11 protein-coding genes are annotated in these 13,035 nt (G+C 68.2%); 4 read left to right on the top strand and 7 right to left on the bottom strand.

The window, feature by feature from the left end; translation table 11 throughout:
• Positions 1–124 precede the first annotated feature (124 nt).
• Positions 125–1,399 (top strand): crotonyl-CoA carboxylase/reductase, encoded by a 1,275-nt coding sequence (gene ccrA / locus ASD21_RS10425; protein ID WP_056440354.1) that lies wholly within the window; start codon positions 125–127, stop codon positions 1,397–1,399.
• 32 nt (positions 1,400–1,431) lie between these two features.
• Here the strand turns inward: ccrA and ASD21_RS10420 are convergent, their stop codons facing one another.
• The 3 genes from ASD21_RS10420 to ASD21_RS10410 all read right to left on the bottom strand — a co-directional run bounded on the left by ASD21_RS10420 (position 1,432) and on the right by ASD21_RS10410 (position 4,029).
• Complete coding sequence (locus ASD21_RS10420; RefSeq protein WP_200941419.1) at positions 1,432–2,583, bottom strand: MFS transporter; 1,152 nt, start codon at positions 2,581–2,583, stop codon at positions 1,432–1,434.
• Positions 2,584–2,651: 68 nt separating this feature from the next.
• The gene (locus tag ASD21_RS10415) at positions 2,652–3,005 is read right to left on the bottom strand and encodes a hypothetical protein (RefSeq protein ID WP_056440350.1); all 354 of its coding nucleotides are present in this window, start codon (positions 3,003–3,005) and stop codon (positions 2,652–2,654) included.
• A 58-nt stretch (positions 3,006–3,063) separates the two neighbouring features.
• Positions 3,064–4,029 (bottom strand): NAD-dependent epimerase/dehydratase family protein, encoded by a 966-nt coding sequence (locus ASD21_RS10410; RefSeq protein WP_056440348.1) that lies wholly within the window; start codon positions 4,027–4,029, stop codon positions 3,064–3,066.
• 81 nt (positions 4,030–4,110) lie between these two features.
• Between ASD21_RS10410 and ASD21_RS10405 the strand changes: the two genes are divergently transcribed.
• The 3 genes from ASD21_RS10405 to ASD21_RS10395 all read left to right on the top strand — a co-directional run bounded on the left by ASD21_RS10405 (position 4,111) and on the right by ASD21_RS10395 (position 7,532).
• On the top strand, positions 4,111–4,671 hold the full coding sequence (locus ASD21_RS10405) for a sugar O-acetyltransferase (protein WP_056440342.1): 561 nt from the start codon (positions 4,111–4,113) through the stop codon (positions 4,669–4,671).
• A 102-nt stretch (positions 4,672–4,773) separates the two neighbouring features.
• The gene (locus ASD21_RS10400) at positions 4,774–6,246 is read left to right on the top strand and encodes a M20 family peptidase (protein ID WP_056440340.1); all 1,473 of its coding nucleotides are present in this window, start codon (positions 4,774–4,776) and stop codon (positions 6,244–6,246) included.
• A gap of 176 nt (positions 6,247–6,422) precedes the next feature.
• Complete coding sequence (locus tag ASD21_RS10395; protein WP_056440338.1) at positions 6,423–7,532, top strand: aromatic ring-hydroxylating oxygenase subunit alpha; 1,110 nt, start codon at positions 6,423–6,425, stop codon at positions 7,530–7,532.
• A gap of 734 nt (positions 7,533–8,266) precedes the next feature.
• On the opposite strand, the gene ASD21_RS10390 is transcribed toward ASD21_RS10395, so the two are convergent.
• The 4 genes from ASD21_RS10390 to phnE all read right to left on the bottom strand — a co-directional run bounded on the left by ASD21_RS10390 (position 8,267) and on the right by phnE (position 13,017).
• Positions 8,267–9,559, bottom strand: coding sequence for a hemolysin family protein (locus tag ASD21_RS10390; protein ID WP_056440336.1), 1,293 nt, complete (start codon positions 9,557–9,559; stop codon positions 8,267–8,269).
• 110 nt (positions 9,560–9,669) lie between these two features.
• Positions 9,670–10,713 carry a substrate-binding domain-containing protein gene (locus ASD21_RS10385; RefSeq protein WP_056440333.1) on the bottom strand — a complete coding sequence of 348 codons (1,044 nt, stop codon included), beginning with the start codon at positions 10,711–10,713 and terminating at the stop codon, positions 9,670–9,672.
• 74 nt (positions 10,714–10,787) lie between these two features.
• A complete protein-coding gene (locus ASD21_RS10380; RefSeq protein WP_056440331.1) occupies positions 10,788–12,041 on the bottom strand; it encodes an OprO/OprP family phosphate-selective porin in 1,254 nt (417 codons plus the stop codon).
• 160 nt (positions 12,042–12,201) lie between these two features.
• A complete protein-coding gene (phnE, locus tag ASD21_RS10375; RefSeq protein WP_056440329.1) occupies positions 12,202–13,017 on the bottom strand; it encodes a phosphonate ABC transporter, permease protein PhnE in 816 nt (271 codons plus the stop codon).
• Between the last annotated feature and the right edge of the window lie 18 nt (positions 13,018–13,035).

Genomic DNA, 13,035 nt, shown 5'->3' with positions numbered 1-13,035 from the left:
ATTTCCGCCGCGGAGCCCAAAACGATGGATCGACGCCGGGTTTCGACCCGCGCTGAACGGTCCACGGAGCGCAGAGAGCCAATCCGGCGTTTGTGTTGCAGCGCCGAAGACCCCGGGGAGTGAGATGAGCACAGCCACGCTGCAGAAGACCGAGTTGAAGGACCTGTACGAGATCGGCGAGATCCCGCCGGCCTTCCACGTGCCGAAAAACATGTACGCCTGGGCGATCCGCAAGGAGCGCCACGGCAAGCCGTCGGTCGCCATGCAGGTCGAGGTCGTGCCCACCTGGGAGATCGGCGAGGACGAGGTTCTGGTCCTCGTGATGGCCGCCGGCGTCAACTACAACGGCGTCTGGGCCGCCCTGGGCGAGCCGGTCAGCACGCTGGACGTCCACAAGCAGCCCTATCACGTGGCCGGGTCCGACGCCTCGGGCATCGTCTGGAAGGTCGGCGCCAAGGTCAAACGCTGGAAGCTGGGCGACGAGGTCGTCATCCACTGCAATCAGGACGACGGCGACGACGAAGAGTGCAACGGCGGCGACCCAATGTTCTCGGCCAGCCAGCGGATCTGGGGCTACGAGACCCCGGACGGCAGCTTCGCCCAGTTCTGCCGGGTGCAGTCGCGCCAGCTGATGATGCGCCCCAAGCACCTGACCTGGGAAGAGGCCGCCTGCTACACCCTGACCCTGGCCACCGCCTACCGCATGCTGTTCGGCCACAAGCCGCATGAGCTGAAGCCCGGCCAGAACGTGCTGGTCTGGGGCGCCTCGGGCGGTCTGGGCGTGTTCGCCGTGCAGCTGGCCGCCGTGGTCGGGGCCAACGCCATCGGCGTGGTCAGCGACGACGACAAGATCGACTATGTGAAGAGCATGGGCGCCAAGGCGGTGCTGAACCGCAAGGAGTTCAACTGCTGGGGCCAGTTGCCCAAGGTCAACGGCCCCGAGTTCAACGACTACATGAAGGAAAGCCGCAAGTTCGGCAAAGCCATCTGGCAGGTCACCGGCAACAAGGACGTCGACCTGGTGTTCGAGCACCCGGGCGAGGCGACCTTCCCGGTCTCGGTGTTCGTGGTCAAGCGCGGCGGCATGGTCGCCATCTGCGCCGGCACCAGCGGCTTCAACCTGACCATGGACGCCCGCTTCCTGTGGATGCGCCAGAAGCGCGTCCAGGGCAGCCACTTCGCCAACCTGATGCAGGCCAGCGCCGCCAACCAGCTGGTCATCGACCGCCGCGTCGACCCCTGTCTGTCGGAAGTTTTCCCCTGGGAAGACATCCCCGCCGCCCACGAGAAGATGCTGGCCAACCAGCATCTGCCAGGGAACATGGCCGTGCTGGTCTGCGCGCAACGGCCGGGCCTGCGGACGTTCGAGGAAGTGGTGGAGATCAGCGAGGGGCAATAGCGCCTGTCCCTCCCCACAAGGGGGGGGAAGGCCTAGGATGGTTTTGGGAACACCGTCAGCAGTCCCGCCACCGCGCCCGCCACGATCACCACCGGGACAAGGGCCCCGACCACCGCCGCGCCGCTGGCCCCGCCGCCGATCAGCTGGGCGGCGGCCAGGGGACCGAGGATCGAGCCCACGCGGCCGGCGGCCACGGCCGCGCCCACGCCGGTGGAGCGCACCGTGGCCGGGTAGTAGGGCGGGGTCAGGCCGTAGAGCGTGAACTGTCCGCCCATCAGCAGGAAGCCGGCGGCGAAGGCCAGGGCCGCGATCACCGGCTCGCCGCTCGCGCCGGCCAGCAGCACCAGCGCCACGGCCAGCCCCGCGAAGCCGGCCAACAGCGGCCAGCGCGCGCCCGACCGGTCGACGACCAGGCCGAACGCCAGGCCGCCGCTCATCCCGCCCAGATTGAACAGCGCCGAGACCAGGAAAGCCGAAGCCGGCGGCAAGCCGCGCGCCACCAGCAGGGTCGGCAGCCAGTTGAGCAGCAGGTGCAGGGTCAGGGCGACCAGGGCGTAGCTGAGCCAAAGGCAGGCCGTGGCCGGCCAGCGCCCGGCTCCGAACAGGGCGCGGGCCGCGTCGCCGCTCTGGTGGGCGGCGCGGTCGGGCCGCCCGACCGGCAGCACCAGATACAGCAGCGGCGCGACGACCAGGGGGACCAGGCCGCCGACCAGGAAGATGGTCCGCCAGTCGTCCAGGGCCATCGGCGTGCGGGCCACCAGACCGGCCACCGCCCCGCCCAATGGCATGCCGCCGGCGATCAGGGCCACCATGGTCGCCTTGCGGGCCGGGCTGGCCTGCTCCGAGGCCAGGGCGATCAGCATCGGCATGGCGCCGCCCAGGCCCAGGCCGGTCAGGAACCGCACGGCCAGCAGCGGCGCGAAGCCGGTCGCCAGGGCCGTAAGCAGCGAGAACACCCCGAACGCCGCCACCGAGGCGGTCAGCACGGGCCGCCGCCCGACCCGGTCGGCGATCACCCCGCCGAAGCTGGCCCCGACCATCAGCCCGATCAGGCTGGCGCTGAACGCCCACCCGGCCTGGCCCGGCGTCAGGTGCAGGGCCGGCAGCATGCGCGGCGCCGCCACCCCCATCGACTGGATGTCGAACCCCTCGATCATCGCCGCCAGCAGGCAGACGAGCCACACGGGCCAAGTCCTGGATGTCGTCATGAGCGCCCCTCTGATGGGAAGGTACGCCGTACGGCCACCGTCTTCTAGACGGTGGGTTCAGTGGCCGCCTTCGGCTGTTTGAGCGACGCGCAACTGGGCAGCGGCCGCACGGAGGTGTCGCCAGCGACGGCCAGATTCACGCCGACCCAGCCGCCAGCGTAGCTGCTTTCCGTAGGTCGGGGCCAAGCCATGTTGCGCACCGTGTCGGGGGTCACCTGATCCAGAATCGGGTTGCCGGAACTGACCACCACGACGGCCTCTTGGACATGATCCGGATCTTCGCCCCAGCGAATGCAGACGCCGACCGTCCCCTTCAGTGGATCCGGCTGAGGTTTTGGAGCCTGACCGGCCGGACCGGCGAGGAGGATCAAGGTCGCGAGCGTGGCGAGGGCGGGCATGGGCCGAGCCTGATGCATGCGTCGAAGAGCGGCAATAGGCGACCGTGCGTGTCGCCTTCTACCGCCTCATCTCGTCCGCCACCGTCCGGGCCAGGGCCTCGTCGAAATCGGTGACCTCGCAATAGCCCAGCCGGCGGCGGATCTTGGCGTTGTCGGCGAACAGCGGGTAGCTGAGGTCGAGCCCCGACACCGCCTTGGCCAGGGCGCCGCGCGCCACGTCGGGGTGGGCCAGCTGGACGTCGCCGGGCCAGTTCAGGTGCTCGGCGAAGCTGGCGGCCCAGGCCAGGTTGGTCGGGGTGTTGGAGCGGCCCAGGTTGTAGATCTCGCCGCCGGCCCGGGGGTGCGTGGCGGCCAGGGCGATGCCGGCGGCCACGTCGTCGACATAGCCGAAGGTCGCCCGCCAGCTGGCCCACGGGTGGGGGATCACGAAGCGCGGCCGGCCCTGGACCATCGGCCGGATCGCCCACGAGAACCGCCGCTGGCGGTCGCCGGGTCCGAACACCATCGGCAGGCGCAGGATGGTGGTTTCGAGCCCACCGGCGGCGCGAGCCGCCTCCTCAAGAGGTATCTTGTCGTAGTCGTCCATCCAGGCCTGGGGGTCGCTCGCGGCGCGCGGCTTGGCCAGTCGGTAGGGGAAGCGGCTGGCGCGTAGGGGCGCGTCCTCGGTCAGCCGGTCCCAGATCGGCGTCGGCCGGCCCTTGCGGTGCAGGCCCTCGTAGTTGCGGTAGACGTCGACCGAGCTGACCAGCACGTAGCGGGCGATCCGGCCCGACAGGGCGTCGAGCAGCGGCAGGGTGTCGGCCTGGGTGTAGGCGATCAGGTCGATCACCGTGTCGGCGCCCAGGTCCTTCACCGCCGCGAGCACGGCCGCGGGATCGCGGCGGTCCAGCACCACCGAGGCCGCCCCAGCCGGAACGGTGCGCGCGCCGTGATGCCCGACCGCCGTCTCGACGCCGTCGGCCAGCAGCCGCGCCACCGTCGGCCCGCCGATGAAACCCGTCCCTCCGAGCACCAGGACGCTCATGCCGCTCTCGCAAACTCCAGGTCGAATCGCAGGCGTCAGGCTATGCGGGAGGCGGGGTCACAAGGCAATGGAAGGACAGCCATGCCCAAGCACGACGGAGAGGTCTGGATCGCCCGGCGCACGGCCGAGTCCCGCGCCATGGTCGCCGACGTCCAACGGGCGATGCGCCTCACCCCGGTCCTCAACCGCCTGACCTTCGACGACGCGGACGAAATCCGGCGGCTGGTGGGCGAGCTGACCGGCCGGGACCTGGACGACCAGTTCCGCCTGCTGCCGCCGTTCTACACGACCTGCGGCAAGAACATCGCCATCGGCCGCAACGTGTTCATCAACCAGAACTGCACGTTCTACGACCTGGCGCCGATAAGCCTCGGCGACGACGTCCTGATCGGCCCCAATGTCAGCCTCATCACCGAGGGACACCCCGTCGCCCCGTCGCGGCGGCGTGACGGCGTCCTGGCGCGGCCCATCGTCATCGAGCGGAACGTGTGGATCGCGGCGGGGGTCACCATCATCGGCGGCGTCACGGTGGGCGAGAATTCCGTCGTCGCGGCCGGTTCGGTCGTCACCAAGGACGTTCCCGCCAATACGCTGGCCGGCGGAAACCCGGCCAGGGTCATCCGCTCCATCGCGGAGGAGTGAGCCCGCGCCGCATTCCCGCTTTTGGGATTGGCAGGGCCGCGATCGCATCGCACAGTCCCGCCAAACAAGCGTTCGCCTTAAGACGTCTCGGGGGAGTGAACCATGGGCTGGAAGAGCAAGACGGCGTTGACGGCCCTGGGCCTGGTCCTGGCGGTCGGGGCCGTGGTGGCGGTGAGGACGGCCACGTTCAAGGCGCCGGCGGCGGTCGACACCTCCAGCATCCGCCTGGCCTCGGCCCGTCCCTTCGACGCCGACCTGGCCGCCCGGCATCTGGGCGAGGCCGTGCGCTTCCAGACCGTCAGCCACCAGGACCCGGCCGAGGACCAGCCGGCCGAATGGGACAAGCTGCACGCCTGGCTGCAGGCGACCTATCCCGACGCCCACCGGGCGATGACCCGCGAGGTCGTGGCCGGCCACGCCCTGGTCTACACCTGGAAAGGAACCGACCCGTCCCTGGCCCCGATCGTGCTGATGGCCCACCAGGATGTCGTGCCGGTGACGCCGGGCAGCGAGGGCGCGTGGACCCATCCGCCGTTCGACGGCGTGATCGCCGACGGCGCGGTCTGGGGTCGCGGTTCGATCGACGACAAGGGCAGCCTGGTCACCCTGTTCGAGGCCCTGGACGGGCTGGCCAAGGCCGGCTTTGTTCCCCGGCGCACGGTGATCCTGGTCAGCGGCCATGACGAGGAGGTTCGCGGCGGCGGCGCGCGGGCCGCGGCGGCCCTGCTGAAGGCGCGCGGCGTCAAGGCCCAGTTCGTGCTCGACGAGGGCATGGTGGTGGTCGAGGACCATCCGGTGACGAAGGGCAAGGTCGCCCTGATCGCCACGGCCGAGAAGGGCTACGCCACCCTGACCGTCACCGCCCCGGCGGTCGGCGGCCACTCCTCGGCCCCTCCGGCCCAGACCGGGGTGACCACCCTGGCCAAGGCCGTGCTGGCCATCGCCGACCACCCGTTCCCGATGAAGTTCTCCGGCCCCGGCGCCGACATGCTGAAGAGCCTGGCCCCGCACAGCTCGACGACCATCAGGATGGCGGCGGCCAACACCTGGCTGTTCTCGCCGCTGCTGATCAGCCAGACCGCCAAGACCCCGGCGGGCGCGGCCATGCTGCACACCACCATCGCCCCGACAATGCTGAAGGGCTCGCCCAAGGAAAACGTCCTGCCGCAGGACGCCGAGGCCTGGATCAACTACCGCATCGCCCCCGGCGACACCTCGGCCGACGTGATGGCCCGGGCCAAGGACGCGGTCGGCGACCTGCCGGTCAAGCTGGCCTGGGTGAAGACGCCGGACGAGCCCAGCAAGGTCTCCTCGACCACCTCGGACGGCTGGAAGACCCTGGCCGCCCTGGCCGGCGACGAGAGCCGCGCGCCCGTCGCCCCGGCCCTGATGACCGCCGCCAGCGACAGCCGCTACATGGGACCGATCGCCGACGACATCTACCGCTTCCAGCCCCTGCTGCTGTCGGTCGACGCCACCAAGATGATCCACGGCACCGACGAGCACATCTCGGTGGCCAATGTCGAGCGCATGGTGCGGTTCTATCAGCGGCTGGTGGAGACGGCGGCGCGATAGGTTTTTCAGGCGCCACAAACTCTTCACGCAACGCAGGCGGGCGTTTGCTGGACGGCAGCTTCACAATGAGGCCTAGTGAGCCCCGGGGAGCAGCTTGTCGCGAAATCCTGATCCGGGGGCCGCCTTCGGGCGGGGACGGATTTTGCGCGAACAGGCTGTAAAGTCGGACGACTTACATGGCTGACGACGCGCAACTGCTGGCCTCGCGGCCGGCGCCGAAAGCCGTGAAATTCGGCGAAGGCTTCGTCATGGACGCCTGGTACGTGGCGGCCCTGTCGCTCGAGCTGAAGCCGGGCAAGATGGAAAGCCGCGAATATCTTGGCGAGCCGGTCCTGATCGGCCGCACCAGGGCCGGGGCCGTCTACGCCCTGCGCGACGTCTGCCCGCACCGCGCCGCCAAGCTGTCGGCCGGCAAGGTCCGCGCCGACGCCGACGGCCACGAAACGGTGGAATGCCCCTATCACGGCTGGCGGTTCCACACCGACGGGGCCTGCGCCAAGATCCCGTCCCTGACCGCCGACAACCCGCTGGACGTTTCAAAAGTCCGTGTACGGAACTATCCGCTGGTCGAGGCCCAGGGCCTGGTGTGGATCTGGATGTCGGCCGACCCGCGCTTCGACGGCGTTCCGCCCGAGCCGCCGCCGACGATCCCCGGCGTGGTCGGCGGCAAGCCCAAGCTGGTCGACCATCTGGACTACGACATCCATATCGACCACGCGGTGCTGGGCCTGATCGACCCGGCCCACGGCCCCTATGTGCACCAGCAGTGGTGGTGGCGCACCAGCGCCAGCCAGCACGAGAAGCGCAAGGCCTTCGCGCCGTCCGAGGCGGGCTTCACCATGGTGCGGCACGAGCCCAGCAAGAACTCCAAGGCCTACGCCATCCTCGGCGGCGAGCCGCTGACCGAGATCACCTTCCGCCTGCCGGGGCTGCGCTGGGAGCATGTGAAGGTCGGCGACCGGCAAGTGCTGGCCCTGTCGGCCATGACCCCGATCAACCCCGGCAAGACCCGGATGAACCAGATCATCTGGTCCGACCACCCGGCCTTCAGCCTGCTCTATCCGGTGATCCGCATGGCGGCCCGCGCCTTCCTGCGCCAGGACGGCAGGATCGTCGAGGCCCAGACCCGGGGCCTGCGGGACAATCCGGCCCTGATGTGGGTGGGCGACGCCGACCAGCAGGGCCGCTGGTACCATCAGCTCAAGCGCGAATGGAACGCCAGCCGGCGGGAACGGCGGGCGTTCAGCAATCCGGTGGAGGAGACGACGCTGAGATGGCGGACGTAGGGGCTTTCCCGGAGCCTCCCCACCTTTCAGGCGTCATTCCCGCCCTTGTGGCGGGAACCCCTCTCTCCACCGCAAGGGCGGAGGTGTGGCGCGCCAGCGCGCCAAGGCGCTTCACCATCAGCTGAACCAGGGGTTCCCGCCACAAGGGCGGGAATGACGGCGGGTATGGGAGTGACGAACCCGCCCGCAGCGGCGAGGCCGCGCCTTGAAACCTTGATGGCGAGCCTGCTCTGGCGTCTGGCCGTGTCAAGGACGGCGCGTCGCGCCGCCGCGACGCGGCCGCCAGGGGCGGTCCTTGACACGGCCAGACGCCAGAGCTCCGATCCACCAAGGCTTTAAGGCGTGGCCCCATCCGGGGCGGATGGGGCTATCTAACTATTGCCCGACCACGGTGCACGACCGGTAATTCGCAAAATTCCCCATGAAGCCAGACGGCCAATAAAGTGGCCGATCACCAATACCGCGGCGAGCACCAAAGCGCTCATCCAGAGAGGCATCCACTCCCTCCGAAGCGCTGGATCCCGCAAGCTCGTCCAACTGTTCCCCACGATGATGACGACGCCTACACCCCGCCATACGTAGGAAAACACGAGCGCACAGTACGCATTTATCGCGTAGTACTGACGCCGCCATCCAGTCGGCTTGATGTCCGATCGCGGACGGCGCCAAGCCCGTTCGATCTCCTCCATCGTCGGCTCGCGTGATGCGCTTTCGAGATCGTCAGCCGCCACCCCCTAATCTTTCCGTACGCACCGCAAGATCAGCTTGTCGATCCGCGAGCCGTCCATGTCGACGACCTCCGCGTCAAACCCGCCCAGCTCGACGATCTCGCCTTCGCGGGGGATGCGGCCCAGGCGGTCGAGGACCAGGCCGGCCACGGTGTGGTAGCCGCCCTCGGCCTCGAAGTTCTCGCCCAGGGCGTCGTTCAGCTCCTGGATGTCCAGGCGGGCGTCGACCAGCCAGGTGCCGTCCTCGCGGCGGAGGATACGGCTGTCGCTCTCGTCGTGGTCCTCGGGGAAGTCGCCGGCGATCATTTCCAGCAGGTCCAGCGGGGTGATCGCCCCCTGGATCGAGCCGAACTCGTCGACCACCAGGGCCATGTGCAGCGGCGTCTGCTTGAACACCGCCATGGCCCTGAGCAGCGACATGGTCTCCGGAATGGCGATCGGCTGCTGGACGTGGCTCTTGATGTCGATGACCTCGCCGCCCAGGCAGGCGTCCAGCAGGTCCTTCTTGAGGATCACCCCGATGTCGCCGTCCAGGTCGCCCTCGCTGGCCACCACGATGCGCGAATAGGGACAGTCGCGGATTTCCTGGAGGATTTCCTCCTGGTTGTCGGTCAGCGAAATCCAGAACAGGTCGCGGCGCGGGGTCATGGCCACCCGCACGGGGCGGTCGCCCAGGCGCAGCACCTCCTGGATCATCGAGCGCTCCTCCGGCTCGATCAGGCCGGCGTCGGCCCCCTCGGCCAGGACGATCTCGACCTCCTCGGCGGTGATGTCGTTGGTCCGCTCGTCGCGGATGCCCATCAGCTTGAGAATGGTGGCGGTCGAGACCGTCAGCAGCGTCACGAACGGGCGCAGGACCACGGCGACCACCGCCAGGAACGGGGCCATGCGGCGGGCGATGGCGTCGGGGAACAGCAGGGCCAGGCGCTTGGGCACCAGCTCGCCCAGGATCACCGAGACATAGGTCAGGCCGATGACGACGACGATGGTGGCGATCGCCTCGGAATGGGCGCCCAGCACCGGCTTGTCCTTGAGCCAGACGTCCAGGGCGGCGGCGAGCGTCGCCTGGCCGTAGGCGCCGGCCAGGATGCCGATCAGGGTGATGCCCACCTGCACCGCCGACAGGAACCGCGTCGGGTGCTCGGCCATGGCCAGGGCCAGCTTGGCGCCCTTGTCGCCCTTGTCGGCATAGGTCTGGAGCCGGGCGCGGCGGGCCGAGACCACCGCCAGTTCGGACATGGAGAACACCCCGTTCAACAGAACGAGGAGCAAGACGACGACGAGCGCGAGGAGGATCATGGCCCTTCAGGGTTGGCGCGGCCCAGCGGGCGCGGTTGGGCCACTATACAAAAGAAAACGCCGCGGCCCACCAGGGACCGCGGCGTCGTCTTGTCGAAGCGGTGTTCGGCTTACTGAGCCGGACGCGCCATCGCCGTCTTGTTGGCGGCGATTTGCTTCTGAGCGTCGTGCTGGCCGGGGGGCAGCGGGATCAGGCCGCGGCCTTGCAGGTAGCCGCCACGACCGCTCGCCGCGTCCGAGGTGAACTCGGAGACGAACTCGGCCAGGCCCGGCGTCACGCCGATATTGGCCTTCTTGACGTAGATGAACAGCGAGCGCGACAGCGGGTAGGAGCCGTCGGCGATCGTCTGGGCCGAGGGCTTCACGCCGTTGATCGAGGCGCCCTTGATCTTGTCCATGTTCTCTTCGAGGTAGGACCAGCCGAAAACGCCCAGCGAGCCGGGGGTCTTGGTCAGGGTGCCGACAATGGCGTTATCGTTCTCGCCGGCGTCGATCCAGCCGTCGTTACGCAGCGGATCGACCAGCGACTTGAACTTCTTTTCGTTGTCCGAACGGATGGCGTCGGCGGTCGGGAACTTGCGGGCGCCTTCCTCGATGGCCAGTTCCACGAAGGCGTCGCGGGTGCCCGAGGTGGGCGGCGGGCCGTAGACGTTGATGCGGTTGCCCGGCAGGCCCGAACCGACCTCGTCCCAGGTCTTGTAAGGGTTGGCCACGAACTGGCCGCCCTTCAGGACCTGCTTGGACAGGCCCAGATACAGGTGTTCGCGCTTGAAGTTGTAGTCAGCGCCGTCCTTGTCGGTGGCCACGACGATGCCGTCGAAGCCGATCTTGATGGCGACGATGTCCTTGACGCCCTTGGCGGCGCAGGCGTCGAATTCCGACTTCTTCATCGGACGCGAGGCGTTGGCGATGTCGGGGAAGCCTTCGCCCGTGCCCGAGCAGAACAGCTTGATGCCGCCGCCGGTGCCGAGGCTTTCAACCTTCGGGGCCTTCTTGCCGGACTTCTTGGCGAAGTTTTCGGCGGTGCGGGTGGCGAACGGGAACACGGTCGAGGAACCGGCGGCCCAGACATAGTCGCGGGCGGCGTGGGCGGGGGCGGCGGCGAGGCCCGAGAGGGCGACGGCGGCGGCCGCGCAGGAAAGAAGCTTCTTCATGGAGGACTCCTGGAGTCTCTGGGAGCGTTGAAAGAAGAATCCGGGCCGATCCCGAAGATCGGCCCGGAAGGGTCTTAGAAGTCCATCTGCGCGCGCAGTTGGAACTGCTTGACGTCGTAGTCTTGGTTCAAGCCGATGTTGTCGACCTTGCCGTCGGTATAGTTCGCCTGGAAGCGGACATAACCGGTCAGGTAGTAGTTCGCGCCCAGGGTCCAGGCGGTGTATTCGCCGGCCTGCGAGGTCGCCGGCTTTACCTTCAGGGTGTCGTAGGCGTCGTTCAGGTCGGCGAAGTCGTAGCGGACGGCCAGTTCCAGACCGCCCCAGCCGCCGGCCGTGATAGGGTTCAGGATCTTCGGACGGCCGAACTCGCCGGTGACGCTGTTGTAGTTACGGGTTTCGCCCGTCGGCCAGAAGCTGACGAAGGCGTAGCCGACCTTCACGGTCGGATCGCTGCCCGCCGTGCCGGCGCGGGTCACGTCGATGCTCGAATATTCGCCTTGCACCGAGAACGGACCGTGCATCCAGGCGCCTTCGAGGGCCCAGGTGTTGTCACGGTTGCCGATGCCGCCGGTCGTGTACAGCGTGCCGTTGCTGTAGGCGGTGTTGGTGCGGCCGGTATAGGCGAACATGCCTTCGTCGCCGCGGTTGCGGTAGCGGTACGAAGCGCCCAGGTGGACCTTGTCGGTGTCGGTGACGATCGGCGCCCAGTGGCCGCGACCGGTGATGACCAGACGTTCCTTGGCGTCGGCGTTGGCGGCCGTCACGTCGGCGTTGTTGAGGCTGCCGCCCTGCACGCCCAGAGTGGCGCTGTAGTTCGGGCCGACATACTTGCCCACGACGCCCAGCTGGTAGCTGTCGACGCCGAAGTCACCGTACGGGCCGCGGTCCATGAAGGTGGTGAAGCGGGTCGAGGTCAGGTTTTCCAGGCCGGCGACCTTGACGTTGCCGAACAGCAGGCTGGTGAATTCGGTCGGCTTGACTTCGAGGACCACGTCGTCCCAGCCCCAGGCTCCGCCGTTCACCGCGCCGCCTTCGACCTTATAGGCCACGTAGTTGTTCAGCTTGCCCTCGACGCCGATGAAGGCTTGGCGGCCGCGAACGTTGCTGGTCTTGTAGTCACCGGCTGAACCGCCGTCCTTATCCACGTCTTGGAAAACGGCGTCGAGCAGGATCCGGCCGCGGACCTTGAAGTAGACGTCGTCGTTGGTCCATTGCGGCGCGCCTTTCCAGGCGACCGTGGTGTCTTGCGCGTGAGCCGCGACGCCGAGGCCGCAGGCGAGCATGACGCCCAGCGCCGCGCCGCTGACCAGCGAGGTCTTGTTCCGCATGTGAGAATTCCCCTTAAGGCTTTGCCCCCTGCCCGTTGGTCCGGATCAGGTAGAAGCGCTTTACGGGGGTCCCGTGACGGTTCCGCCACCCTTTGATGACAGACCGATGACAAGCCTTTTCAAGGTGTTAATTGTGGCCCGGAGGCCACATAAATGCACCTCAGAGGAGACGTGTGCGGATGATCTGTGAAAGCAGGTCGATCAGCGAGACGGCCACCACGATGACCAGGACGATGCAGCCGGTCTGGTCGTACTGAAAGCCGTTGATGGAATCGAGCAGCACCTGGCCGACGCCGCCGGCCCCGATCAGGCCAAGGACGGTGGCCGATCGGCTGGACGACTCGAAGCGGTAGAGCGCGTAGCTGGTCCATAGGGGCGCGACCTGCGGGATCACCCCCCAGACCACTTCCTGCAGCTTGACGGCTCCGGTGGCGCGCACGCCCTCGACCGGGCCCTTGTCGATCGACTCGACGGCCTCGGCGAACAGCTTGGCCAGAACGCCGCCGGTGTTGAACATCAGGGCCATGACCCCGGCGAACGGGCCCAGGCCCACGGCGGTGATGAAGATCAGCGCCACCACCAGGTCGGGCAGCGAGCGGATGATGTCCAGCACCCGGCGCACGGGCTGCTGGATCCACCACGGGGTGATGTTGCGCGCGCCCAACAGGCCCAGGGGGATCGCCACCAGGATGGCCAGGGCCGTGCCCCACAGCGCCATCTGGATCGTCTGCCACATCTTGCCGATGTAGAGCGGCCAGTCGGCGGCCATGAACGCCTTGGGATCGGTGAACGGCGAGAAGAAGCCGCGGCCGAACTCCTGCATCTTGCCGGCCTCGGTGACCAGCTGCGGGAACTTGTCGATCTCGGCCGGCTTGAAGCTGATCACCAGCAGAGCGATCACCCCGCCCCACAGCAGAAGATCGAAGGCGCGCGCCGAGATCGGCTTGCTGGGCGGGGGCGGAATGACGTCGTTCATGGCGGGTCGGTCGTGGCG

Origin of the sequence: Caulobacter sp. Root1455, assembly GCF_001426905.1 — a bacterium.
Taxonomy (GTDB): domain Bacteria; phylum Pseudomonadota; class Alphaproteobacteria; order Caulobacterales; family Caulobacteraceae; genus Caulobacter.
Note: the sequence above shows the minus strand (reverse complement) of the source record. Positions and strands in the feature narration are given on the sequence as shown.